The organism is Pseudooceanicola profundus, from assembly GCF_054919315.1.
Genome location: NZ_CM142898.1, coordinates 1,915,404 through 1,938,345 on the forward strand (window position 1 = coordinate 1,915,404; position 22,942 = coordinate 1,938,345).

Consider the following 22,942-nt stretch of genomic DNA (forward strand, 5'->3'; position numbering starts at 1 on the left):
GCCTTCCTGTTAGCGCAGGAGGGTCTTTTTATTTCCCGATGTCAGGTTTGTTTGCCGCGCTGGCCTCCTCTGCTGCGTAACGATCGGGGAAAAGCTCCTGAGGAGTTGTACCAAGCTGGCTGGCGATGGCGGACTGCACACGATGCGAACGGCGATAGCCTTGGCTAACTACCGTCACGCTACTCTGCTTAATGCCGAGCGTGCGGGCGATTTCCGCCATGCTCGACCCGGCTTGCCGAAGCCTGCACTTCATCTGCTCGTGATTGTGCAAATCTACCTTCATGGCCTGATGCAAGTCCTTAGACTCCGTTCTTACCCACACCGACAGTGATTCGGAGATTGATTCGTCGCGCAAGTCTTCTTCAGCTGGAGGGGTGCGTTGTCAGATTTTGTCGGGTTGCTTTGCCGATCAAACCGAGAATACCGGCAAGCTTCTGACCTGATGACTTTGCACTTCCGGGTTAACGCGCCAAGGTTGTCATTGAAGGAGCGGCTCCAGTGACAACGCAACGAGATGAAGAAGAACAACGACTTCGGGAGGCTCGAGAACAACTCGAGGCTGCCAAGAGTGTCATTGCTGAACTGGAAGGCCCACGCCTTCGGCTGCGCGTATCCCGCAGAAAACTCGCGCGCCAAAAAGCTACACAGTCAGAAGCGGCGGGTGCACAAGCCCGGGCGGTAGATGTCAGCGATGTCGGGACAGAGCCACAGGACCCTGTGTGCAAGGTGCTGCGGGTCGGAGAAACGCCTCGGGTGCCGGAGCCATCTGAGGTCAAGCGGATATACGAGGAAATGCCGTCACTGGACCAAGTGGCGCAGGCTTTGGGACGAGACCGCCGTGCGGCAGCCAAAGCTTTGGCTGCCGCGGGGATCGACATCAAAGAAGATATTGCGAAACAATGGGACTCGGGCAGTTCTCTGCGTGAGCTGCACAAGCGGCATGGTCCAGGATGCGATACGATTTCGAGATGGATCAAGAGCACTGGCCGCAAAGTCCAACCGCGAAACGCCAACCGTCAGTGCGATGAAGCGCTGATCGTCGAGACGTATTTAAAGACACGATCCGCAAACCGATGCGCCCTGGTGGCAGGTGTTTCATGGGAAAAAGCGCGGAACATCCTGCGGAAGCGGGGAATGTGGGAGAAGTAACCGCTTCGTACCAAGAGCTGAAGGAACCTACCATCAACGAGGACAGCATGGTCAAGCCGACGCATCCGGATCAGCATGAGTTGCACGATTGGCCGATGTACGGTCCGAAGAACCCGGAAATCGCAAACATGGTGGAGCGGCTTGCTTACGATCATGGGATGCGCGTTCGTGACATTGAGGAGGTCATAAAGTTGGCGTTACAGGACAGGCTCCGAGAAGCCGAGCGCGGAAGTGGCGCCTAATGACTTTAAGCTGCCCGAATGAGGATCGTTCGACGGACGGAGTACATCAGCTCTCCGGCGAGAAACTGATGCGAGCGTAGCAATGGGCGGATGAACACCGTTCCCTTTTCGTCTAGCTGTTTTTGGCTGACGCACACCTGCCGATGTGCCGAGAGTTCATTCGGATCGGTTGGCAGGCGGTGTTGTAGAGGTTCGTCGCCGTGCGCGCCTATTTCAATAACAAGCGCGGGCAAAATACACTCGCCGCGGTGTCTTGGTCCATGGCAAGACGTAGGACCAGAAGAGGGGGCAAGTTGACCATGGGCCGATATAGCCGCTCGCGTGTCCTGTTTAGACGAACACGTTCATTGGGCGTCCACCTCCATGACCCAAACGCTTATCCTCCGACGTTCCCCAAGTTGCCACGCTTATCGGGGCCGAGCCTATGTCATCATGCTTCGGCACTCGGCGTGTCAGTGACGAGACCCAGCGTGTCGATTTCGGCGATTTTCTGGAACTCAGCCAAATATTCTTGTCGGTGGTTCAACAACCAGCGCGCGACGCGGGCGTTGGCGAGAAGCTTGGTGATGTAGCCGCGCGCGACCGTCAGGTGTAGATTATCGATGCCATACGTATCTTCGACCGATTTGACCTGGGTCTGTAACGCGGCTAATTCCCGTTCCATGCGTGCGATCTGCTGGCCGGAGGGGGTGGGGACCGCTGCACCTCTTCCCTTTTTGGCCGCCACAAGTTGACTTTCGGGTGTTGCAGCGCGGATCGCTCTAGCAAACATGACCGAATAGTTATTCTGCCCGATCATCAGATCGGCGGCCTCTATTTGCCGAACAGGGGTCATCTGCCGCAGCGTATCGAAAACCTTCATTGAGCAGGGTGTGTCCTTGAGCATTTCGGCGGCCTCTGGGCTGATACCTTCGAGTAGTCGGAAGCGCCTCAGAACGGACTCGACGTGAAGATTGAGGGCATCGGCGATCGCGGTTGATGAGACCCCGCGCTCCATGGCGCGGGCGATCATCCGATGTTCTTGGATCGGAGGTATCCGGTTAACGCGCTTGTTGTAGGTGTAGGTATCGTCGTCCGTGGCAAGCAGGCATTCGACCTCCACGATGCCCAACTCCTTGAGGGCTTCCAGACGAAGATGGCCATCGATCAGAAAATACATCCCGCTGTTCGCAGTATCGGCCACCACAGCAGGCGCCTCAATTAGTCCGACCGCCTTGATAGAACTCAAAACTTGCGAAAATGCCCGGCTTTCGCGAGCTCCATCAGGCAAGGTCTTGAGCGGTATGATCACCGTGAGTGGGAGCGTGATGAAACTTCGGTCAAAGGCGAGACGGACAAGTCCGTCGTCGTCGCCATGATCTTTGAGCTGATCAGCCATCATTTTCCCCTGAGATTCGCGTGGACAAGGCGCGAGGCATCGTCGCGAGACCTTCTGCCCTGAGCAGATTAAGGAAGCTCTCATCTGTCAGCAGATCCTTGAGTGCCTCGACGATGAACAGGAGCCGCACCTGAGTAAAATCCGACTTCTTGACCAAGAGCCGCTGCTTTTCCGCCTCACGCTGATAGACCTGCATGAGGTCATTTGCCGTCATCCGGCGGCTATGCCCTTTGCGTCCTAGGCGCCCTGCCGGCAAACCTTTGCCCTGGGTGCGCATTCGCATGTCGAGCATCCGCCGTACGGCCGCCAGCTTCTTGCCCCTGAGCTTGCCGGTCTCATAGGCATCGAGAAGTAGATTCTGTGCCTCCTGCGTTTCTGCTTTGGATATTTCCATCGCGAGCGTGATCGGGATCAGCCCGGTCTCGACAGCGGCGACCAGACGCTCTTCACCACGTTCAAGCAGCGACGCTATCATATTCACCCATGAGGCGCCGACACCGATCTTCTCGCCGATGGCACCGTCACTGTAGCCTCGCGCACGCAACGCCCCGATCTCCCGCATGATGTCGATGGGCCGGGGCGTTCGACGGGCAATATTTTCTACGAGACTCATCACCAGGCATTCAGTTTCGTTCGCATCGATCACCACTGCGGGGATCTCGACCTGACCAAGCATCTGGAACGCTTCCAGCCGGCCCTCGCCGCAAACCAGATCATACCGGGTGCCACTTGGCCCATCCCGGCGGCTGACGGTGATGGGGCGTTTCAGCCCGATGGCCTCGATATTGTTTACGATCTCGCGGTGCTGCCGTTTGTTCCGCGCACGAGGATTGAGCACGGTGATGCGTGAGATCGGGATCATTTCCACATGACTTGGATGGGTGCCGGGCATCAGGCAGCCTCCGGAAGGGGAACAGGTGTCGAGATGTCGTAGAGAAAATTCAGGTCATCGAAGCGATAGGCGTCGAGGCTCAAGTCGTTATCTTCTCTCAGCCTTAGCTTGTCGGAGAGCCTGTCAATATGCGGGAACAGGTAGTAGTCGAACGGGGCATGATTGTTGCTGTCCATACGAACGACGATGGTGATGTCGGGCGCGAGCGATGTATCAAAGCGGAGTTCCCAACGCATAAGTCCGGTCGGTGACTGAATGCAGCGCGAGATGACGATTGAAAGGCTGAACTCGCCATTGACGATCACGCGATCCGTTTCGAGATCCTGCCTAACGTCGCTACCTGCTGCCTGCAGACCATCGATCACCTCGCGGACGATGCCCGGGTGAAGCTTGCGTAGCTCGCGGTTGATCTCGACATAGCGATAGTCCCGTTCCGGCGTGAACCCCACGAGACTGTAGGCCCGGAGCAGGCTGCCGAAACGCGAACGATAGGCCGCACTCGATGGCATTCCCTCGGATTCGTCGATAACGATACCGGAGAGGGCGCCATGCCTCTGATATAGCGCCTGCAATGCCTGAAGCATATCCTCGTCGCTCAGACGAAAGGAGCGAGCATTGATGATCGCCCGCGCAGCCTCGAAAAGCTCGCGGTCGATAGCTGCCTCGAACGCGCCTTCGGCCCGAATCCACATATCAGGCGCGTTGCTAACTCGCTTCTTTTTCAGCTTGTAGGAACGGCGGTTCCAGACGTTGTCACCGGCGTATTTCTCGTTGATCAGAATCTGGTGAACCGTACCCCTGGTCCATGGCCGTTCAAGGTCTGTAGCAAGACCTCGTGCGTTTAGGTCAGCCGCAATCTCGCTTTCTTTGCGCCCGTCAATAACAAAGGCTCTATAGATTTCACGGACAAGATCGACTTCTTCGGAAGGGCCCAAGGCTAGGATCACGCGGTCAGTTTGGATGCTCTTGTGCTCGCCGCGCCTCAACACGCCTTTGATGGCTCCATGCTCGTCGATTAGGGTTCGTCGCAAGCCGAAACCGGCTGGCCCCCCTTGGCGATATCCTTTTTCGATCAGCCGACCTTGCCCGGCGAAGACTTTGGTGGATAGCTCGCGGCTGTATTCACCAGCCATCGCCCGCTTGACGCCCTTGACGATGGTTGAGACAGGGCTGCCATCATTCTCGAACTGCTCGGCACAGTACTGAACGGAAATTCCGGCACGTCGGCAGATATACTCGTAATATGCGCTTTCGTCTGCGTCCTGAAACCGGCCCCAGCGGCTGACATCATAGACCAGAACGACCGTGAAATCAGCGCTGCCGTTCTGCACATCCTCGATCAGTTGTCGGAGTGCATCGCGTCCCTCGAGCTTCAGGCCGCTTTTTCCCGCATCTGCGTAAGTGCGCACCACTTCTATGCTACGCGCCTGAGCATATTGCCGGATCGCGTCAGATTGGTTTTCCGTCGAATATTTCTGATGATCAGTTGACATGCGGACGTATTCGGCTGCCCGAACAGGATGATCCGGCTTCCATGAGCATTCATCGCGAGGTTCCTGGCTCTTCAAAATCTTGCCCCTTCACCGTTCTGGCAGCGGTGGTCCGGGCGACCTACCGCTGCAGCGCCTGACAGGTCTGTGCCGTAGCTCCGCACTGTCGTGAATCTAACAGCGGAGGAAGCGGAATATGTTGCCGAAAAAGGGCAGGAGATTGCCGGTATGGGAGGGCGTCCTCAGTGGGCGCGATGCCTATACTCAGACCATCGCCGAACTGTTGCGAAAGGAGCATGGGGACAGCCACCGCGCGGTCAAGCAACTGATGCGCCAGACGCATGCGAGCGAGCGTGCGGTCAAGCACTGGCTTTCTGGACAACATGGCCCGGATACGGTGTTTTTCCTACGCTTAGCGGTTTCATCGCCAATCATTCGCGTCTTCTTGCTCGGCCTGATCGAGAAGCCAGCTGCGAACAGCTCGGCTGACCATGTGGATCGGAATTCTCTTTCGGCGGCACGGGCGGCATATGTCGCGGGTGAGAATACGACCGCCGTCCCGAGAAAGCGCCAATGGCACAATGACCCTATGTATGACCCTGATCGTGACACTATAGATGACCCTGAACCAGCGGAACTTAACGAGCGCCAGCGTTGGTTCCTCGTTCGAGTTGAGGCGGGTGATCGCTGTAGCGCAAATGAGATTGTTTCAGCCTGGCAAGTAAGCCTGAAAAGCGCGCGCCGAGATATCGCGGGCCTGAAAGCGCAACGCCTCATCCAGTATGTCGGGTCACGGCGAAAGGGCTGTTACAAAAGGTGCGTGCGACGAAGTAGATGACGGCTGCAGATTTGCCTTCCGGGGATCACGCCGTCATGAGACGCGCTTTGTTGCGACGCGCAAATTCGGACTAAGGTGACTGCAGCGTGACTCTTTACACTTCGTGTGTTTTGTTAAGAGTTGTTCAAGGCCAAGCCTTACCATGCGGAGACTTGTGAGAGGCACCAGAACCATGCCCACCCGGCGAAGTGTCAAGAGTGTGGATGACCGGGCGACCGACGCCCATGTGCGGAGCCGTGACTACCTTGGTCAGCCGGATATCAATCGGCTTCTCGCTGCCGCCAAAAAGGGCCGCCACGGGGTTCGCGACCACCTTTTGATCCTGATGATGTTTCGGCATGGCCTGCGCGTCTCCGAAGTGATCGCGCTTCGACAGCGAGATGTGGATCTCGCGCAGTCGCGGATCTGGATCACACGGCTGAAGAACGGGCTCAGCGTCGAGCAGCCAGTCGCTGGCGACGAGTTGCGGGCTATCAAACGCTGGCTCGCGCGCAGGGACGATGCACTGCCCTGGCTCTTCGTCTCCGAGCGCAAGCTGCCGCTCACACGGCAGGCCGTGAACTACATTGTCGGGACCGCTGGCACCCGTGCCGGACTCGAGCGCGTCCATCCACATATGCTACGCCATTCCTGCGGTTTCGCGCTGGCCAATAAGGGCCGCGATCTGCGAGTCATTCAGGACTACCTCGGCCACCGAGATCCCCGACACACAGCGCATTACACGCGGACGGCGGCGCACCGGTTCGACCACCTCTGGTAGGCGGAAGCTGCAGTGCCTAAGACGAGGAGGAAGCGGCGAACAACCGACATTCACTGCGGACGCAAGTTCATTCTCAACAGGACGGACTACAGGTAAAACTACGTGCCCTATAGAAGGCCGAAACGACCTGTACTCGGATTGCCCGTAAACACAGTCAGAGCCACCTGGTCCGCGATGCGCTCCGGCGGATGCTGGTTTTCGATGATGATGATTTGACTGTCCTGGCCGTGGTGCTCGATGAGATAGTCGTAGAAGCGTTCTTTCAAGTCTGTGCCTCTCAGAGCAATATCTTCTTCACCTTCCGGTTTGAAATAGGCGAGCAACGGGGAGTCGAGGACCACAAAGCCAGGATGAGATAGACCGTTCAACTGGCAGTATTCGAGCAGGGCAATATTAACTGCGGCATGAGTTATTGCGCGAAGGCCTTTGCCACGACTCGACCTTGGTTTTCCGTCAATAACGAAATCTGACGAGTCCTTGTCGTAGTACACGTGGCATTCACCGGGGAAACTCCAGGCTTTCAATATCTCGGAGACCGTTGAAGAAAACTCGTGCGCAACGGATTCCGGTATGCCGGTCGCCACTTCTGAACCTGTAGTCTGAGGACTATCGTCATCTTCGACCAAGCAGGTTTTTCTGGCGACGAGCTTGTCGTATCGGACATATAGATCAGCGGCCCTTTGGGCACTGGAGCGCTCCTCCACGAGCGCGGAAAAGGAAGCCCGCACCTCGGTGACGTCAGGTCCAACGGTTTCCTGAATCTCTTTACTCAGCTTGTCGTAGTCAGCTTCGACAATCTCCAAATCGACCGCAAGCCCTTCGGCTTCCGCCGTCAAGTCCGCAGCCGTCGTCTGGAGTTCTGCCTGGAGGCGTTGAATTTTTTCGATCTCCGCCGTCGCCGCAGCAACGACGGCCTCGACATCGCCATCGCATGTTTCATCAAGGTGCTGCGCGTCCGGGTCTGCGCCGCAAAGCGGACAGGCCACCCGCTCGACATGGGCAAACATCGAGCCGCTCTCTTGAATAGCTGTCAGCCTCTTGAGATCGACATCATAATGCTGGGAAAGCAATCTGAAGCGGGCGAGAAGATCCCTGATTTCGTCGAGCCTCTCCGATGCTTCCTGCTTTTCTTCGAATAGACGCCTCCGCATACTAACAAGCTCGTCGAGGATCTTCTGTGAAGCAGAAAGTTCTTCGCGTCGGGTTTCGATAGAAACTTCCAGTCTCTCGAGCTGCTGTTCCAGCTCTTCCTGATCCTCGCCGAGGTCTTCTATCTCTATCTGTAGGTCCGAGAGAAGCTCGTCGATAAGTGCGATTTGGCGAGAATTGTCGGGGGATTGATCGGCATCAGGCACAACCGCAGAATCGTCGATACCGGTCAGCAGCAGTTTGACTGTCGCGATCTCTGAAGTCTTTGTTGTGTATTGACCGCTCCAGAAAGGCGATCCAGCATACTGAATTTCGCCTTCCTGAATTATCACGAGCCTCGCAAGATTTCTGAAGCTCAGACTCTGGGTCGTGCCCTTCGCTTTGCTCTTGAGGATGCGCTTTCCGAGGAGGCCGATCTTGTCGAGGAGATATCCTGAAAGGTTGTCTGTTTTGTCGTGTGCGTGTTTTTGTTTAAGCGTCTTAGGCTCGAGTTTATCACCTTCACTCAGATCAAACACCTGAAAATTGCCGCCGGACATCGAGCGTTTCAGCTTGAAGTTTACGTCTCCGATCGCCGTGAGACTGAGGTCGAGTTGATCATACTTTGCCCGTTCCGGAATTTCCTTAAGTGCAGACCCACCCAACATAAAGTCGATTGAATCCGCGAGAAATGATTTTCCGGTGTCGGAAGCACCGCAGATCACATTGACACCGGAATGAAACTCGAGCTGTGCCTCGGCCTTTGGACCCCGAAAATGTATGCTTCTAAGCTGGAGATAGCTGTCGCTCATACGCCATCTCCTAACTTCTGGACGGACTGGAACTGGCTCGACCAGTTCGCAAAGAACTGATGCGTAAAGCGTCGGACTTCATCAGTCGGCATATGGGCAAAGCGTTGCACAGCCCACAAAGCTCGCTCTTTCAGGTTCACAGAATACTCGTCGCTCAATGAGGCGATGAACGGAGCGGCAACCTCACCGGCGACATAGGTGAATCCCTCCTTTGTAGGCAGTCTTCGCACGAGACCACGACTCATCATCAGAATCAGGCCCTTTTCAATCAGGCCACGCCGAACCAGCAGCTCTCCGGCACGCAGCGGCAACGGGGCATGCAGGCTTTCCGGGCCTTGGGCGTCACCGGAATGGACGACCAGATAGTCCATCTCAACCAGACGCTGCAGATCGAACGCCGCGGGAAAGGCGGCATGCAAGATTGCCAGCGACCGTACACCGGTCTCCAACGGGCTATTGAACGGTGTGGGTCTGAGATCGCTATCCATTGTCCGGCACCCAGATCAAACGGTCGTCGTTGGCCAACTGGTGACAAATCCCCTGACAGTCCTGCTTCTTAGTTACAGACGAGAGCGGATTTGCCGTGAGCGAGAGCGCAGCCGCCTGTGTTAGCGTCGTGCGCATCCTTTCGAACCCGTCTTGATGATGACTCTCGCAGATATCGATGACCCCGTGCCAAACCTCGTCTTGTAGCGCTGCGTAAGTTCCTTCCGGCACCGTGTCACGCGCAAAATTGCGCAACGACTCGGCATGGTAGAAGCGCTCTCTCTGGCGCAGGAAGTCACGCTTTATGGGAGCATGGGCCTCAAGTGCAACCGGATCGCACATGGCTGTCCCGAGCTGATCACCATAGGCGTCCAGAAGCTGTCTGATGTAGCGACTTTCTGTTTCCTTCGGTGTCGTGGGCGGCTTGTTTGGGTGGGGACGCGGTGGCAAACCTCCACCGAAACGGACGGCGTGATAGCCAGTCGTGCTATGCCCTTCGATCAACTCGACATGAGACTTTGAGGTAAAAATCCTGAAGTCAAAAGCGTCAAAGTGATCTTCGAGAGCGCCGGTAAGAGGAATCTCTGCGGTCGATGTAATCTCCTTCTCGCAATGCTTTTCCCAGTTTTCGCGTGCCTTGGCTTTGAGCGTATCAGGTTTATTGAGCAATTTTTCGAGCGACGTGCCAATACCTTGAGAGGCAGCGAAAAAGTGCCGCCTTGGCGGCAAGTACTCATTTTTGAAAGAGTAGTAGATGATCTTTCCTAGTTCGACCCAGATATCACTCGGCCGTAGGGGGTGATCATAGCGCTTACACTGGTAGTTATCCCAAACGCCCTGGAATCCATTCTCGGAAGTGAACCCCGCGATATCTACACCTAAATCGCCTGATCCACCGAAACGCCTGACTTTGACGTACGCACCCGATAGGCTGGTAGACCATTCTTCGATAAAGTCTTCCCAGTCGTCAGGACTGAAAGTGCGGATACGCATGGCCTTGGGGATCGGCACACCGCTGCTCACATGTTCCGCTGATGCTACGGAAGCCAGAGGCTTTGGTTTAATTTCACTCAAATCGCAATCTTCAATCAAGCCGCGCAACCTCAATCCTTCGAAACCGTAATTGAACTACCAATGGGTGCCCGGGTCCCAAAGATCAGATGGTTCCGAAGCAAATTTGCCTTAGAGCAACTCGAAAGGTTGCGTCACTTTGAACATTGTCAGCCTTTGAGGAGCTCGTCAAATCGAGCTTCTCCAATCAGGTCGCCGCTGTAGTGCAGCTCTTGGCGCAACGCGAATGTGCAATCTGCGTCAGTTCCGGACAGGCCCGACCAAGGCGCTGAAAGCGCCTTCCTGCGCCGCTACATTGTCCATAATGACAGTTTTCCTCTTGCGCCGTCCCATTCCTCGCCCTGCTGAGAGAAGCCGACTTTCGAGAGTATGGTCTTCATCGAAGAATCGTCAGTGGTGGCATAGCAGGTTAACCGATCCTCCGTAATCGCCGCCTCCACAAGCCGCTGACCAAGTTTTTGCCGCCTGTAATCTTCATGTACGGAGACGTAGCCAACTTCTGGCGCGTTCGAGTGATGAGAGATATCCACCTTAGCTTTCGCAAAGACCCTTTTTCGGTAGCTATCCTCCGGCTCCTTGATTGATACGACACCCACGATGACCGAGCCGTCTCGACATAGCCCAAGCTTTCGCGATTTTCGCAGCCGTAAGGCAATTGTGTCTTCATCGGCGGGTAGAGCCCCACCTATTTTGACAAGGTGCGCAGCAACCGCGATATCCGCGTCAGAAAATTCACTGGGTGCCTTCAACTCTATATCGGACATTGTGCTCCTCTGCCTTCAACGCAATATTAACAGAACTCCCTAAGCGTCAGACGGAAGCTTCCTAAAATCTGCGATGCAGCACAACCCAGCATCTTACGGTCGGTTTCTGGTCGACGCGCATCGTAGTCCATCCGCAGACAATCCCCGCTCGACCGGTGCCGACCCTGCACGACGCTGAGAGAGACCAATCTCGTGAAGCTGCTGCGCAGTATTGCACACCATTGCGAAGGTCCGGCAAGGGCCGTCGGCTTCAGGGAGTAGGAGGCAGGAGGGAGCTGCGCGGTTTGTCCGCTTCAGTAGGTTCTCCGTTCATCTGGAGAATTCGGTCAATTTGCCAGTTGCGCACAGACAAAGTTGGCGCGTGTTGCAATGTCGGCGCGCGGCAACTCAGTGATTTGGTATCCGAGCGCGGTGTAGGTCTCCCGCATGACGGCGCAGGTCGCTTCGGCCTCGGCGCGGGTCTGCTTGCGTTCGGTGTCCCGTGTGAAGATCTCATCCCAGTAGGGGGTAAGGAAGACGCGGGCGTTGTAGCGGGCTGCCTTGGCCGCTGTAGCGACGTGGGGCGGCAGGTGGAGGCTGCAGAGGATCAGGTAGCCCATTATGTCGGGAATGCCGCGGTCGAAGATCACGGGGGCAGACAGAGCCCGTGCGGCTCTGTGGGCGCTCAGATCGCGTTCCAGCATCCGCTCCGCGTAGGCCATGCGGTCCGCCCAGGGGAGGGCGTCTCCGCCGCGCGCCATCTCCTCGCGAATGATCGCTCGGCCGGATTCGGGGGTCGTATGAAAGCCGCGTCGGGCAAGCTCGGTGATCAGGCTGGTTTTGCCCGCACCGGGACCGCCCGTCACGACGAAGAAATGGTCGCTCATGGGCCATCCTCGGATTTGACAGGGGAAAGCGCTGTGAAGTGATCGACACGCCAAGAGCGGCGATCAAGGCAGCATGGATTTTCGTAGGGAAAACAGCACCCGTCTGCGCGACAGAGGCAAATCCTCTGACAAGAAAGGCAGAACTATCTGGTGCGTTTCAGGGGAATTTGGTGGAGCCTAGGGGGATCGAACCCCTGACCTCTTGCATGCCATGCAAGCGCTCTCCCAGCTGAGCTAAGGCCCCGTACCAAGACCCGTTCGGGTCTGTGCGGCGTTCTCTATGGGATGGCCGGGGCGGGATCAAGCGGAAAAATCACGCCCCGGGGAATTTCTTGCCGTCGCTTGCGCGACGTAAACTTACGACTCGTCGTCGTCGCCTGCGACGTCGGCCAGATCGTCCAGCGAGACGTTGTCGTCGTCGTCGTCCTCGTCCAGCAGATCATCATCGATGTCCACGTCGACGTCGTCTTCCAGATCATCGTTGTCCGCGTCCGACGCATCGGTACGCGACTTCTTGGACTGCGAATCCTCCGCGTCGGCCGCGATCATGCGGCTGCGGTTCGCTTCCACTTCCACGACCTCGCCCGTGTAGGGGCTGACGATCGGGTTCTTGTTCAGATCGTAAAAGCGTTTGCCCGTGGTCGGGCAGACGCGCTTCACGCCCCATTCTTCCTTGGGCATCGGGCTCACCTTTCGATGGTCTCTCTTGTCGACGATCCGCGCCACCTGCCATAAGCAGGACAGGGTGTCAAAGCCTTTCCGCCCGGTCTGCAACGCCTGTCAACCCATGCCGGGAAACCGGTGCAGGATCGGGACACTTGCGGAGGGCAGCGGCAGCAACAACGGCCGGACCGGCCTTCGAGGGGCTCATATGGGGCAGCATATCCTTCCGGGCAACCCCCCGGTGGAGATCAATCTGAAACGATCGGGGCGCGCGCGGCGGATGTCGCTGCGCGTCTCCTCGCTCGATGGCCGCGTGACGCTGACCCTGCCGCGCGGGGTGAGCGAGCGCGACGGGCTCGCCTTCGCCAGCGAGAAGGCCGACTGGCTGCGCCGCCAGCTGGCGGGCCAAGGGGCGCCGGTGGCCGTGGGAATCGGGGCAGAAGTGCCCCTGGGCGGGCGTTTGCTGCCCGTTCTGGGCGCCGAAACGGGCCGCGCGCCCCGGGTAGAGGCCGATGCGATCCGCGTGCCCGGAAACCCCGAGACCGCGCCGCGCCGTGTGCAGGCCCTGCTGCGCCAGATCGCGGGGCAGCAATTGGCCGAGGCTTCGGATCTCTACGCCGGGCGGCTGGGGCGGCGCTACGAGGCGATCACCCTGCGCGATACCCGCTCCCGCTGGGGGTCCTGCACCTCGACGGGCGGGCTGATGTACTCCTGGCGGCTGGTGATGGCGCCGAAGGCGGTGCTCGACTACGTGGCGGCGCATGAGGTGGCGCATCTGGCGGAGATGAATCACTCCGCGGCCTTCTGGCTTCTGGTCGAGCAGATCCATGGCGACTATGCGGCGCCGCGGGACTGGTTGCGGCGTCATGGGGCGGGGCTGCATCGCTACCGATTCGAGTGAGGTTGGTGTGGGAGGGGGGCTGTCTGCCCCCCGGCTGCTGCGCAGCCGCCCCCCGAGGATATTTGTGAGCGAAAGATGAATAGGGTCCGGTATTGACCGCCGGCTCGTTTGTGATCACATGTCGGTCATGCTGCTCACGCCACGCCCCGAAAGCCCCCGTTCCGATCCGACGCCCGCCGCCCATGACCGGGTCTATCGCGGGCTGCGCACCCGTATCATGCATGGGGCCATCGCGCCGGGGCAGGCGCTGACCCTGCGCGGCATCGGGGCGGAGTTCGGCGTCTCCATGACGCCGGCGCGGGAGGCCGTGCGGCGGCTGGTGGCGGAAGGGGCCTTGCAGCTCTCCTCCTCGGGACGGGTCTCCACGCCGGAGCTCACGAACGAGCGGATCGAGGAGTTGGCGGCGCTGCGGGCACTGCTGGAGGTCGAACTGGCGAGCCGGGCCCTGCCGCGGGCGCATATGGCGCTGATCGACCGGTTGCAGACCATCAACGCCTCCATTGGCGAGGTGATCGAGGCCCATGACGCCGTGGGCTATATCCGCACCAATCTCGAGTTCCACCGGACGCTCTATTTGCGGGCGCAGGCGCCGGCGATGCTGGCCATGGCCGAGACGGTCTGGCTGCAGCTGGGGCCCACGATGCGCAAGCTCTATGGCCGTTTGCAGCGCCGCGAGACGCCGCATTTCCACAAGCTGATCATTGCCGCGCTGAAGGCCGGCGACGAGCCGGGGCTGCGGCTGGCGGTGCGGTCCGACGTGACGCAGGGCCTGCGGATGCTGACGACCTAACCCTCGCCGAGGTAGGCGCGCAGCGCCGGTGTCGGATCGTCCAGCAGGGTGATCGGCGCCGGGGGTGCGGCGTGGTTGTCGGAGACGAGGATCAGCCTGTCGGCGATGCGGCGGGCATCCTCCGGCGCATGGGTGACCATGAGCAGCGTGGCGCCGGTCTCCTCCACCACCGCGCGCACGAGGGCGAGCATCTCGGCGCGCAGGGCGGGGCCGAGGGCGGCGAAGGGTTCATCCAGCAGCAGCAGCGGGCGGTTCTGGACCAGCACGCGGGCCAGTGCCGCGCGGCTCTGCTGGCCGCCGGAGAGCGCGCCGGGGCGCCGGTCGCCGAGGCCGTCGAGACCCACGCGGGCGAGGGCCACGCGGACGCGGGCGTGATCGTCGGGGGTGAGGCGCAGGTTGGGCTTGAGCCCGAGCGCCACGTTGCGGGCGATGTCGAGATGCGGGAAGAGATTGCCATCCTGGAACAGCATTGCCACGGGGCGCGCGGCGGGGGCGAGGGGCGTCAGGTCCCTGTCCTCCCAGAGGATGCGGCCCGTGAGGGGCGGCAGGAAGCCCGCGATGGCATTGAGCAACGTGGATTTCCCAGCGCCCGAGGGGCCGATCAGGGCGCAGCGGCTGCCCGGCGGCAGGCTAAGGTCCGCGGTCAGGGAGAATTCGCCCTGTTGCAGGGTCAGGTGATCAAGCCTCAGCACCGGCGCGCCCCCATCGGTCGAAGATCCAGAACAGCCCGAAGCTGAGCGCCAGCAGGACCAGCGCCGCCCCCTGCGCGGCCTGCATCTGGTAGGCGCCCATCAGGCGGTGCATCTGCAGCGGCAGCGTCGCCTGCTGCGGGTCGGCAAAGAGCGCGATCACCCCGAGGTCGCCCATGGCGAGGGCGGCGGTGAGGCCGGCGGCAAAGCCGAGGGCGGGGCGCAGGCGCGGCAGGGTGAGCAGGCGCAGCCGGGCGAGGCCTGTGAGGCCGAGGTGATCGGCGAGGCGACCGTGCTCCGCCTCGATCTTTGCCGCGACGGGGGCGAGGATGCGCAGGGCGAAGGGCAGGGCCATGAGCGTGTTGACCAGCACCGTCACCGGCAGGGCGAGGGTGGCCGGGGCCGCGAAGGGCAGCACCAGCAGGAAGAGCCCGGTCCCGAGGACGAGGCCGGAGACCGCAAGCGGCAGCAGGCCCGCCGTTTCGACCCAGGTGCGGCGCGCAAGCGCCATGGCAAGCGCAAGCGCCATGGTGGTGGCGGTGGCGGCAAGGCTGACCACCAGCGAGTTCAGCGTGGCGGGCCAGAGGCTGGCGGGCAGGCGGGTGAGGCCGCCGATTCCGTTCAGCACGATCACCGCCAGCGGGACCAGCAGGAAGGCGGCGGCCAGGGCGATTGCGGCGCCGTCGATCAGGCGCAGCGGCAGGCTGCCCGCGTCCCAGCGGGTCACGGGCCGGTCGAGGCCGCTGCCGAAGCCCGCGGGCCGCCCGATGCGCAGCGAGATCAGCGCGGCCCCGGCCACGAGGGCCAGCTGGATCAGGGCCAGTGTGGCGGCGCGGGTCAGGTCGAAGTCGAAGCGGAAGCTCTGGTAGATGGCGAGCTCGACCGTGGTGGCGGCGGGGCCGCCGCCGAGGGTGAGCGCCACGGCGAAGGAGGACAGGCAGATCGCGAAGATCACCAGCGCCGTGCCGGGCAGCGTGGCGCGCAGCATGGGCGCCTCCAGCAGGCGGAAGACCCCGGCCGGGCGCAGGCCCAGCTGCGCGGCGAGGCGGAAGCGTTCCGCGGGGATCGCCTGCCAGCCCTGAAGGATCAGCCGCACGGCGAGGGGCAGGTTGAAGAAGACATGGGCCAGAACCACCCCGTGCAGCCCGTAGATGCGGATCGCCGGCAGGCCGAGGGCGGTGAGCCCCTCGTTCACCAGCCCGCCGCGTCCGAAGACGGCGAGAAGGGCGAGCACGGCGACGATCACCGGCAGCAGGAAGGGCGCGCCCATCAGCGTGATGACGAAGCCCCGGCCGGGAAAGCGACGGCGGGCAAGGGCGCGGGCCACGGGCACCGCCAGCAGGGTCGAGATCAGGGCCGAGAGCAGCGCCTGCCAGAGCGTGAAGCGCAGCGCGGCCAGATCGGCGGGGCCGAGGCGGAAGAGGCCCATGACGGAGGCCGGGCCCGGGGTGTCCGTTGCCGCCCGCCACAGGATCGCGGCGAGCGGCAGGACGAGGGCGAGACAGACGGCCCCCGCGGCGAGGCGCCCGGCAAGGGCCCCCGGTCCGTGAGTGGGGGCGGTGGCCGTCCAGCGGCGACGGGCCGGAAATTGATCCGCCGCCTGTGTCTCGCCTCGTGTCGCGTGCATCGGGTCAGGGCTCCGACGTGAGGTCGACCGACGCCCGGCTCCTTGGGCCGGGCGTTGCACGGGGCCGGGCAGGTGGTGCCGGGGCCCTGGGCGGGGCCTGCATCGGGCCTGTCACTTCGCTGTGCATTGCGCCCGTCACTTGGCGAGCGCGGCGCGCCATTCCTCGAGCGCGGCATCGCGGGCGGCCTGCGCCTCCGCGACCGGCAGGAGCAGCGGCGTGGTGGGGACGGTGAGCGTCTCGTAGCCCTCGGGCAGGCCCGCATCGGGGATCACGGCCGGGTACATCCAGTTCGTCGTGGGGATCGCGGATTGCACCGCCTCGCCGGTCAGGAACTGGAGGAACTGCTGCGCCAGCTCGGGCTGATCGGAGGAGGCCAGCCTGGCCGCCACTTCGACCTGCATGTAATTGCCCTCGTCGAAGGCGAGCGCGGTCTTGCCGGCGTCATCCTCGGCGATCAGGTGATAGGCGGGCGAGGTGGTGTAGGAGAGCACGAGGTCGGCCTCGCCCTCGAGGAAGAGGCCATAGGCCTCGGACCAGCCGGGGGTGACGGTGACGATATTGTCGGCCAGCGCCTCCCAGATCGCCGGGGCCTCGTCGCCGTAGGCCTGTTTCACCCAGAGCAGCAGGCCGAGACCGGGGGTTGAGCTGCGCGGGTCCTCGATCACGATGGAGGCGTCGCTGTCGGCCAGTGCGCGGAAGCTCGTGGGCCGGGGGCCGTCTGTGAGGCCGACGAAGGCGAAATAGCCCCAGTCGAAGGGCACGAAGGTCTCGTCCGTCCAGTCGATCGGCAGGCTGTACTCGGCGGTGACGTCCGAGGCGGCGAAGAGGCCGCTCTCCGCGGCCGCGCCCATCAGCGCCGTGTCGAGGCCGAGCACCACGTCGGCCTCGGTGCGGGCCCCTTCGAGCCGCAGCCGCGAGAGCAGCGCTGCGCCGTCGCCTGCAGTGACGAAGGTCACGTCGCAGCCGCAGGTCTTTTCGAATTCCGCCTCGATCACGGGGCCGGGGCCCCATTCGGTGGCGAGGCTGTCGTAGGTGTAGACGGTGAGCTCAGGGGTCTGCGCGGCGGCCTGTGTGGCCATGAGCAGTCCCGCAGCAATTGCCAGATGTCGCATTGTCATCCTCCACTTGCGACGGGCGGGGCAAGTATCGGATGGCCGTGAAGCGCGGATCCGGACCTTCCCTCCGCCGGTCTTAACCGGTTCAGGTTCAACGGGTTCGCGGATCAGCGCATCTCAGCCCCTGTGGGGCACCCCGAGGTGGGGGCGACACTAGTGAGCGGCGGGGCGGCTGGCAAGGGGGGCGGTCGGGCCTGCGCGAGGGTGGCGAGGGGGCAGGGGGGCTGTCTGCCCCCCCGGGCCTGCGGCCCTCCCCCCGAGGATACTTGTGAACAGTGGATGGGGGGCGGGCGGCGCGCCGGAGCCTTGCGCAATTGAACTGCGGGGCGGTTCGGGATAACGGGGGGCGAAGTCAGGAGGACGCGCCCCATGTCGATGAACAGCTTTGGCCATCTTTTCCGTGTCACCACCTGGGGCGAGAGCCACGGGCCGGCGCTGGGGGCGACCGTGGATGGCTGCCCTCCGGGGGTCGAGATCGACGAGGCGATGCTCCAGCAGTGGCTGGACAAGCGCAAGCCGGGCCAGTCGAAGTACACCACCCAGCGGCGCGAGCCCGACCAGGTGGAGATCCTCTCGGGCGTCTTCGAGGGCAAGACCACCGGGACCCCGGTGCAGCTGATGATCCGCAACACCGACCAGCGGTCGAAGGATTACTCCGAGATCTCGCAGACCTTCCGGCCCGGTCACGCCGACATCACCTATTTCCAGAAGTACGGCATCCGCGACTATCGCGGTGGTGGGCGCTCCTCGGCGCGGGAGACCGCGGCGCGTGTGGCGGCCGGCGGGCTGGCGCGGGCGGCGCTGGCACAGCTGGCCCCCGAGGTGAAGATCACCGGCTACATGGTGCAGATGGGGCCGAAGGCGATCGACCGGTCGCGGCTGGACCTCGGCCAGGTCGGCGAGAACCCCTTCTGGTGCCCCGACGCGGTGGCGGCGCAGGACTGGGCCGACTACCTCGACAGCCTGCGCAAGAGCGGCAATTCCGTGGGCGCCGTGGTCGAGGTCATCGCCTCGGGCGTGCCGGCGGGGCTGGGCGCGCCGGTCTATGGCAAGCTCGACACCGAGCTGGCCGCGGCGATGATGTCGATCAATGCCGTGAAGGGTGTCGAGATCGGCGAGGGCATGGCCGCCGCCGCGCTGACCGGCGAGGAGAATGCCGACGAGATCTTCATGGGCAATGACGGCAAGCCGGTCTACGGCTCGAACCATGCGGGCGGCATCCTCGGAGGGATCTCCACCGGGCAGGACCTCGTGGTGCGCTTCGCGGTCAAGCCGACCTCCTCGATCCTGCGCCCGCGCGCCTCGATCACGCTGGAGGGCAAGCCCGCCGAGGTGATCACCAAGGGGCGTCACGATCCCTGTGTCGGCATCCGTGCCGTGCCGGTGGGCGAGGCGATGATGGCCTGCGTGGTTCTGGATCACCTGCTGCTGCACCGCGGGCAGATCGGCGATGCGGGCGGCAGGATCGGCTGAGCGCCCCCCTTAGCTGCCTGCTGCGTAGGACCCCCCCTGTTCTGGCGTATAGTTTGAACGCCCCTGCACGTGTATCTCACAAACCGGAATTGACGTGACGCCAGATGGCGTCACGATTGGCCCGAGTTGATTGGCCGTCTCCGCCCGTGCCCCGGCCCGGGTGGTGCGGCTGCTTGAGAACATGGTGTTGCGGATGTTGACGCTCTATTACGCCCCGATGAGTCGCGCCTCGCGGGTCTATCAACTTTGTGTCGAGCTCGGGGCGCTGCGGAATGTGAACGTGGTCCCGGTCTCGATCGTGCGCAACGACGGCTCCGGCTGGGTCGATGCGATCAACCCCCACCCCGAGGGCAAGGTGCCCCTGCTGGATCATGATGGCGAGCATATCTGGGAAACCGCCGCGATCTTCGCCTACCTGACCGATCTCTTCCCCGAGAACGGGCTGGCGCCGATGGCGGGGCATACCGGGCGCGGGCAGTACCTGTCGTGGCTCACCTGGTACGCGGGCACGCTGGAGCCGGTGATGCACTTCCATCTCTACAAGGTCGAGCATCCGGCCCTGCAGCGGACCTTCCGCAGCCTGCGCGAGGTAGGTCGGCGACTGGAGGCGGCGTTGAGCGGCGGCGGCTATCTCATGGGGCCGCAGTACAGCGCGGCGGATCTGCTGATTGCGGATGCCTTTGCCGCGGTGCCCGACGCGATGCCCCCGGGGGCTGCGGTGGCAGAGTGGGTCCGGCGCTGCCGGAACCGGCCCTCGGTCACCGATACGATGATCTTCGACAAGCAGCTGGCGGCGGAGTGACGCGGCCCGCGTAGGGCGGGCCGCAGGGTGTCGAGCCGCAGCTCCGGGGCGCGGACCGATGTCGTCGGCCCGCGGGTCCCGTGAGACCTTAGCCCGTGCGCCGCGCCCGGCCGAGTTGCACTGCGAGGATGCCCGCGGCCACCACGCCGACGCCGAGGATGTCGAGAGGGCGCACCGCTTCGCCCAGGACGATGGCCGCGACCAGCACCCCGAAGAAGGGGTTCAGGAAGTGGAATGTCGCCGCCCGCACCGCGCCGATCCGGTTCACCAGCGTGAACCAGACCCATGTGGCCAGCAGCCCCGGCACGAAGACCGTGTAGGTGAAGGCCCAGAGCAACTCGGGCGCATAGGCCAGCGGACGTTCGTCGAGGAAGAGCGCCGCAACGAAGAGGAACGCGCTGCCGGCCAGCATCTGGAGCCCGACCACCATCAGCACGTTGCCGCCCGAGGAGGCGCCCCGCGCGCTGAGGGTCGCGATGGAGAGCGCCAGCGTGCCCGCAAGGCAGAGCGCCACGCCGATCGGATCGGTGCCTGTGCCAAGCCGCGTGCCCATGATCAGGATCACGCCCGCCACGCCGAGGCCCAGCCCCAGCACCGTCATGCGGTTTAGCCGGTCGCCGAGCACGGCCCAGCCGATAAGCCCGACCATCAGCGGCATGGTGGAGGCGATGATCGAGGCGAGCGAGGCCTCGATCCATTGCATCGCGATGAAGAAGAGCCCGAGGTAGAGCGCGTTCTGGCACAGGCCGAAGATCACCGTGCCGCGCCATTGCGGGCGGGTCAGGCGCCAGCTCTGGCCAAGGGCGCGGGCAATCGCGACGCCGACGAGGCCGGAGATCAGGAAGCGCAGCGCCAGCGAGGCCACCGGCGGGGCGTGGGCCACGATTACCCGGGCCGAGGAGAAGGCCGAGGACCAGAGCAGGGAGAACAGGACGCCCATGGCGATGGCGCGAATATCCATCTTGGCCAACCTCTTGTATTCAGGAAACAACAAAAGGGCCGCCCGGGCATCGGCCCGGCGGCCCTGAAGGGATGTCGGAGGCCGCGCGGAGGGCGCAGCCGGTCCGAGATCAGCCGTTCACGCTGTCTTTCAGCGCCTTGGCGATCGTCATCTTGACGACCTTGTCGGCTTCCTTCTTGATCTGCTCGCCGGTGGCGGGGTTGCGCACCATGCGCTCGGGGCGCTCACGGCAGTAGATCTTGCCAACGCCGGGCAGGGTCACGGCGCCGCCCTCTGCGACTTCCTTGGTGATCACCGAAACGACGGCGTCCAGCGCGGTCGAGGCGGTTTTCTTGTCTGCGCCCATTTCTTCGGCCAGTGCGGCAACGAGTTGGGTCTTGGTCATCGGTTTGGCCATTTCTGGTCTCCTTTTCACTGCCCGATGTCTTGGGCGTATCGGTCAACATCTAACCGGATATTGGGGAAAAACACAATAAATAGTGGTCTTCAAGGGGTATAAAGTCACCTCTTGTAGACAACTGTGACGAACAACGCGCGGTTGAGTGAATCATAGGAAAGCCGTCTCGTCGAAAGAGCGCAGTTTCCGGCTGTGGATCCGCTCCAGCGGCATGTCGCGCAGGGTTTCCATGGCGCGAATGCCGATCATCAGGTGGCGCGCCACCTGGGTCTTGTAAAAGTCGCTGGCCATGCCGGGCAGCTTCAACTCTCCGTGCAGCGGCTTGTCGCTGACACAGAGCAGCGTCCCGTAGGGCACGCGGAAGCGGAAGCCGTTGGCGGCGATGGTGGCACTTTCCATGTCCAGCGCCACGGCGCGGGACTGGCTGAGGCGCTGCACGGGGCCGGAGTGGTCCCTGAGCTCCCAGTTCCGGTTGTCGAGGCTGGCGACGGTGCCCGTGCGCATGACGCGCTTCAGGTCGTAGCCGGTCAGGGCGGTCTCTGCCTCGACGGCATCTTCAAGCGCGACCTGGATCTCCGCCAGGGCCGGGATCGGCACCCAGAGCGGCAGGTCGTCGTCCAGCACCTTGTCCTCGCGCAGGTAGGCATGGGCGAGGACGAAATCGCCGAGGCTCTGCGAGTTCCGCAGCCCCGCGCAATGGCCGACCATGAGCCAGGCATGGGGCCGCAGCACGGCGATATGGTCCGTCGCCGTCTTGGCGTTGGAGGGGCCGACGCCGATGTTCACCAGCGTGATGCCCTGACTGTCGGGCCGCTTGAGGTGATAGGTCGGCATCTGCGGCATCTTGGCCGCCACCGGCAGATCGCCGAGCGCCTCGGTGATCTCGGCGTTCCCGGTCGAGACGAAGCTGGTGTAGCCGCTCTCGGGATCGGCCAGCATCCGGCGGGCGTAGGCCTCGAATTCCGAGACGTAGAACTGGTAGTTCGTGAATAGAACGTGGTTCTGGAAATGCTCGGGGTCGGTAGCCGTGTAATGGGCCAGCCGCGCCAGCGAGTAATCCACCCGCTGCGCCGTGAAGGGCGCCAGCGAGAGCGTGCCGTCGGGCGCGGGCTGGGCCGTGCCGTTCACGATGTCGTCGTTGGTCGTCGTCAGGTCCGGCACGTCGAAGACGTCGCGCAGCGGGAAGCTGGCCGCGCCCTCGTGCGGGACGGTCAGGGCGCTGTCGCGGGCGACGGCGAAATGCACCGGCATCGGCGTGTCCGACAGGCCCACCTGCACCGGCACCCCGTGGTTTTCCAGCAGCAGCTTGATCTGCTGTTCGAGGTAGTTGCGGAACAGGTCGGGCCGGGTGATGGTCGCGGCATAGGTGCCCGGCGCCGCCACGTGGCCGAAGCTGAGGCGGCTGTCGATCTTGGCGTGGGTCGTGGTGGTGATCCGGACCTCGGGATAGAAGGCGCGCACGCGCTGATCCGGCTGACCATCGGAGAGGGCGGCCACGAACTCGGCCTTGAGGAACTCTGTCGCGCCTTCATAGAGGGCGATCAGCCGGTCCACCGCCGGGCGGGCGCTGTCGAAGACTTCTGCGGCGGGCAGCTGCGGGCTGCGGTATGTCGTCTGCGCGTATTCCATCGGGTCCTTGCCGGTTCG

The 22,942-nt window shown here is 62.5% G+C and carries 24 protein-coding genes, 1 tRNA gene and 1 riboswitch; of the genes, 8 read left to right on the forward strand and 17 right to left on the reverse strand.

Annotation, left to right across the window (positions count from 1 at the left end):
• Positions 1-28: 28 nt before the first annotated feature.
• Complete coding sequence (locus ACX9MO_RS08755) at positions 29-355, reverse strand: helix-turn-helix domain-containing protein (RefSeq protein ID WP_462214250.1); 327 nt, start codon at positions 353-355, stop codon at positions 29-31.
• A gap of 143 nt (positions 356-498) precedes the next feature.
• On the opposite strand from ACX9MO_RS08755, the gene ACX9MO_RS08760 reads away from it, so the two are divergent.
• Both ACX9MO_RS08760 and ACX9MO_RS08765 read left to right on the forward strand, forming a co-directional pair.
• On the forward strand, positions 499-1,149 hold the full coding sequence (locus ACX9MO_RS08760) for a hypothetical protein (RefSeq protein ID WP_462214251.1): 651 nt from the start codon (positions 499-501) through the stop codon (positions 1,147-1,149).
• Positions 1,150-1,196: 47 nt separating this feature from the next.
• A complete protein-coding gene (locus tag ACX9MO_RS08765) occupies positions 1,197-1,391 on the forward strand; it encodes a hypothetical protein (RefSeq protein WP_462214252.1) in 195 nt (64 codons plus the stop codon).
• A gap of 430 nt (positions 1,392-1,821) precedes the next feature.
• Here ACX9MO_RS08765 and ACX9MO_RS08770 read toward each other — a convergent pair whose 3' ends face one another.
• From ACX9MO_RS08770 to ACX9MO_RS08780, 3 genes are read right to left on the reverse strand one after another with little or no spacing between them, the layout of a single operon-like run.
• On the reverse strand, positions 1,822-2,769 hold the full coding sequence (locus ACX9MO_RS08770; protein WP_222475092.1) for a plasmid partitioning protein RepB C-terminal domain-containing protein: 948 nt from the start codon (positions 2,767-2,769) through the stop codon (positions 1,822-1,824).
• Positions 2,762-3,661, reverse strand: coding sequence for a plasmid partitioning protein RepB C-terminal domain-containing protein (locus ACX9MO_RS08775; protein ID WP_222475094.1), 900 nt, complete (start codon positions 3,659-3,661; stop codon positions 2,762-2,764). Before ACX9MO_RS08775 ends, ACX9MO_RS08770 begins: the two co-directional genes overlap by 8 nt.
• Positions 3,661-5,154, reverse strand: a complete 1,494-nt coding sequence (locus ACX9MO_RS08780; RefSeq protein WP_462214253.1) for a recombinase family protein — start codon at positions 5,152-5,154, stop codon at positions 3,661-3,663. Before ACX9MO_RS08780 ends, ACX9MO_RS08775 begins: the two co-directional genes overlap by 1 nt.
• Positions 5,155-5,347: 193 nt before the next feature.
• Between ACX9MO_RS08780 and ACX9MO_RS08785 the strand changes: the two genes are divergently transcribed.
• Positions 5,348-5,989, forward strand: a complete 642-nt coding sequence (locus ACX9MO_RS08785) for a hypothetical protein (protein ID WP_462214254.1) — start codon at positions 5,348-5,350, stop codon at positions 5,987-5,989.
• Between the two features lie 199 nt (positions 5,990-6,188).
• A complete protein-coding gene (locus tag ACX9MO_RS08790) occupies positions 6,189-6,749 on the forward strand; it encodes a tyrosine-type recombinase/integrase (protein WP_462214255.1) in 561 nt (186 codons plus the stop codon).
• Positions 6,750-6,856: 107 nt separating this feature from the next.
• On the opposite strand, the gene ACX9MO_RS08795 is transcribed toward ACX9MO_RS08790, so the two are convergent.
• From ACX9MO_RS08795 to ACX9MO_RS08825, 7 genes are all read right to left on the reverse strand, one after another.
• Positions 6,857-8,689, reverse strand: coding sequence for an AAA family ATPase (locus ACX9MO_RS08795; RefSeq protein ID WP_462214256.1), 1,833 nt, complete (start codon positions 8,687-8,689; stop codon positions 6,857-6,859).
• A complete protein-coding gene (locus ACX9MO_RS08800) occupies positions 8,686-9,177 on the reverse strand; it encodes an ABC-three component system middle component 2 (protein ID WP_462214257.1) in 492 nt (163 codons plus the stop codon). The genes ACX9MO_RS08795 and ACX9MO_RS08800 overlap by 4 nt, the downstream gene beginning before the upstream one ends.
• The gene (locus tag ACX9MO_RS08805; RefSeq protein WP_462214258.1) at positions 9,170-10,276 is read right to left on the reverse strand and encodes an ABC-three component system protein; all 1,107 of its coding nucleotides are present in this window, start codon (positions 10,274-10,276) and stop codon (positions 9,170-9,172) included. Before ACX9MO_RS08805 ends, ACX9MO_RS08800 begins: the two co-directional genes overlap by 8 nt.
• A gap of 260 nt (positions 10,277-10,536) precedes the next feature.
• On the reverse strand, positions 10,537-11,010 hold the full coding sequence (locus ACX9MO_RS08810; RefSeq protein ID WP_462214259.1) for a GNAT family N-acetyltransferase: 474 nt from the start codon (positions 11,008-11,010) through the stop codon (positions 10,537-10,539).
• 326 nt (positions 11,011-11,336) lie between these two features.
• The gene (locus ACX9MO_RS08815; RefSeq protein ID WP_462214260.1) at positions 11,337-11,876 is read right to left on the reverse strand and encodes an AAA family ATPase; all 540 of its coding nucleotides are present in this window, start codon (positions 11,874-11,876) and stop codon (positions 11,337-11,339) included.
• Between the two features lie 168 nt (positions 11,877-12,044).
• A tRNA-Ala gene (locus tag ACX9MO_RS08820) sits at positions 12,045-12,120 on the reverse strand.
• Positions 12,121-12,233: 113 nt separating this feature from the next.
• The gene (locus tag ACX9MO_RS08825; RefSeq protein WP_222490690.1) at positions 12,234-12,557 is read right to left on the reverse strand and encodes a TIGR02300 family protein; all 324 of its coding nucleotides are present in this window, start codon (positions 12,555-12,557) and stop codon (positions 12,234-12,236) included.
• 190 nt (positions 12,558-12,747) lie between these two features.
• Here ACX9MO_RS08825 and ACX9MO_RS08830 point away from each other — a divergent pair, with 190 nt between their 5' ends.
• Together ACX9MO_RS08830 and ACX9MO_RS08835 are read left to right on the forward strand one after the other, a co-directional pair.
• Entirely contained in the window at positions 12,748-13,440 is a 693-nt protein-coding gene (locus ACX9MO_RS08830) for a M48 family metallopeptidase (RefSeq protein ID WP_462214261.1), read from the forward strand.
• A gap of 127 nt (positions 13,441-13,567) precedes the next feature.
• The gene (locus tag ACX9MO_RS08835) at positions 13,568-14,230 is read left to right on the forward strand and encodes a GntR family transcriptional regulator (RefSeq protein ID WP_222490688.1); all 663 of its coding nucleotides are present in this window, start codon (positions 13,568-13,570) and stop codon (positions 14,228-14,230) included.
• On the opposite strand, the gene ACX9MO_RS08840 is transcribed toward ACX9MO_RS08835, so the two are convergent.
• From ACX9MO_RS08840 to thiB, 3 genes are all read right to left on the reverse strand, one after another.
• Positions 14,227-14,922, reverse strand: a complete 696-nt coding sequence (locus tag ACX9MO_RS08840; protein ID WP_462214262.1) for a thiamine ABC transporter ATP-binding protein — start codon at positions 14,920-14,922, stop codon at positions 14,227-14,229. The genes ACX9MO_RS08835 and ACX9MO_RS08840 overlap by 4 nt on opposite strands.
• Positions 14,909-16,546: a thiamine/thiamine pyrophosphate ABC transporter permease ThiP gene (locus ACX9MO_RS08845; RefSeq protein WP_462214263.1), complete on the reverse strand. Its 1,638-nt coding sequence runs from the start codon at positions 16,544-16,546 to the stop codon at positions 14,909-14,911. The genes ACX9MO_RS08840 and ACX9MO_RS08845 overlap by 14 nt, the downstream gene beginning before the upstream one ends.
• A gap of 135 nt (positions 16,547-16,681) precedes the next feature.
• Positions 16,682-17,659, reverse strand: a complete 978-nt coding sequence (gene thiB / locus ACX9MO_RS08850; RefSeq protein ID WP_462214264.1) for a thiamine ABC transporter substrate binding subunit — start codon at positions 17,657-17,659, stop codon at positions 16,682-16,684.
• Positions 17,660-17,707: 48 nt separating this feature from the next.
• A riboswitch (TPP riboswitch) is annotated at positions 17,708-17,811 on the reverse strand.
• Positions 17,812-18,031: 220 nt separating this feature from the next.
• Here thiB and aroC point away from each other — a divergent pair.
• Both aroC and ACX9MO_RS08860 read left to right on the forward strand, forming a co-directional pair.
• Positions 18,032-19,135 carry a chorismate synthase gene (gene aroC, locus ACX9MO_RS08855; protein WP_462214265.1) on the forward strand — a complete coding sequence of 368 codons (1,104 nt, stop codon included), beginning with the start codon at positions 18,032-18,034 and terminating at the stop codon, positions 19,133-19,135.
• 130 nt (positions 19,136-19,265) lie between these two features.
• Positions 19,266-19,937: a glutathione S-transferase family protein gene (locus tag ACX9MO_RS08860; protein ID WP_462214266.1), complete on the forward strand. Its 672-nt coding sequence runs from the start codon at positions 19,266-19,268 to the stop codon at positions 19,935-19,937.
• 88 nt (positions 19,938-20,025) lie between these two features.
• Here the strand turns inward: ACX9MO_RS08860 and ACX9MO_RS08865 are convergent, their stop codons facing one another.
• From ACX9MO_RS08865 to ACX9MO_RS08875, 3 genes are all read right to left on the reverse strand, one after another.
• Entirely contained in the window at positions 20,026-20,898 is an 873-nt protein-coding gene (locus tag ACX9MO_RS08865; RefSeq protein ID WP_462214267.1) for a DMT family transporter, read from the reverse strand.
• Between the two features lie 109 nt (positions 20,899-21,007).
• On the reverse strand, positions 21,008-21,295 hold the full coding sequence (locus ACX9MO_RS08870) for an HU family DNA-binding protein (RefSeq protein WP_222490683.1): 288 nt from the start codon (positions 21,293-21,295) through the stop codon (positions 21,008-21,010).
• Positions 21,296-21,445: 150 nt separating this feature from the next.
• Positions 21,446-22,924 carry an AMP nucleosidase gene (locus ACX9MO_RS08875; protein WP_462214268.1) on the reverse strand — a complete coding sequence of 493 codons (1,479 nt, stop codon included), beginning with the start codon at positions 22,922-22,924 and terminating at the stop codon, positions 21,446-21,448.
• Between the last annotated feature and the right edge of the window lie 18 nt (positions 22,925-22,942).